Raw genomic sequence first — 1,001 nt, forward strand, 5'->3', positions numbered from 1 at the left:
TGAGTGGCGCACCCCTGAGATGACTTTACATATTTTAAGCGCGCTTGGCGGCTGGGTTGGAGCGCTGGTTGCCCAGATTTATCTGCGCCACAAGTCCCAAAAGCCAGAGTTTCGTATGGCGTATTATTTGACGGTAGTCATTAACTTGGCGGGCTTGTTATTTGTGATGGCGGGTGGGGGATTGGAGGGGTTTTTATGAATTTTAGGGTTTTGTACTTTTTACCAATGGCAGCCTTTTTTATATTCTGTGCATACAATGAACTTACCGCTAACTATCCCTTCGGGTATAAGGGTTTTGCCTAGCCTATAACCCTAACCCCACATTCTTGTCGAATTTTCAACTATAAAAAATAGTACAATCATAGCAAGAGATAGACAGGTAGCTGCAATTATAAAAAAAGATCCAACTACAGAAGACAAGGTAATCATTTTTTTGTACATCCAAAAGTATACTATTAAATAAATAGGACTCAATGCTACTAGTAATATTGAAGGGATTAATCCTATCGAATCAACGATTGCTACGAAAAAAAGAAAAATAAAAAAATCCATCTATCATGACCTTTTACTCTATTTTCAACTCATTTATTACGGTCTGCTCAATAGATCAGTATAGTTAATAAGTTTCATTTTTGTCTCCGGTTTTTTCTTCAACGGATCATGAGGTTATATAAGAATATTGCGTAGGGTAGATGAACCAAAACGTAACCCACCAAGTTCTTTGTTCAATATTACATGTCAGGTTAGTTTAATACTAAAAATAAACCCCGCCATAGTGAATTATGACGGGGTTTATTTTTAATGAAACGATGCTAATTTTTAGCCTTTTTAGGATCAGTACGCTTACCTTCAAAAAACAGCATATCGATGACAATGATCGCCACGCCAACACTAATGCCGATATCAGCAATATTAAATATCGGATAATGCCAGACATCGGCGTTATGCACGTGGATGAAGTCGATAACGTGACCATGGAGCAGGCGATCAATCAGATTACC

2 protein-coding genes are annotated in these 1,001 nt (G+C 38.0%); one reads left to right on the top strand and one right to left on the bottom strand.

Going from position 1 to position 1,001, the window contains the following annotated elements; translation table 11 throughout:
* Positions 1-199 (top strand): DUF1294 domain-containing protein (locus tag ACTXGO_RS14615; RefSeq protein WP_443575030.1); only part of this gene is annotated, 199 nt, incomplete at its 5' end.
* A gap of 613 nt (positions 200-812) precedes the next feature.
* Here ACTXGO_RS14615 and ACTXGO_RS14620 read toward each other — a convergent pair.
* Positions 813-1,001: signal peptidase II (locus ACTXGO_RS14620; RefSeq protein ID WP_443575031.1), on the bottom strand; the 189-nt coding region annotated here is incomplete at its 5' end.

It is taken from the genome of Psychrobacter sp. T6-1 (assembly GCF_052258445.1).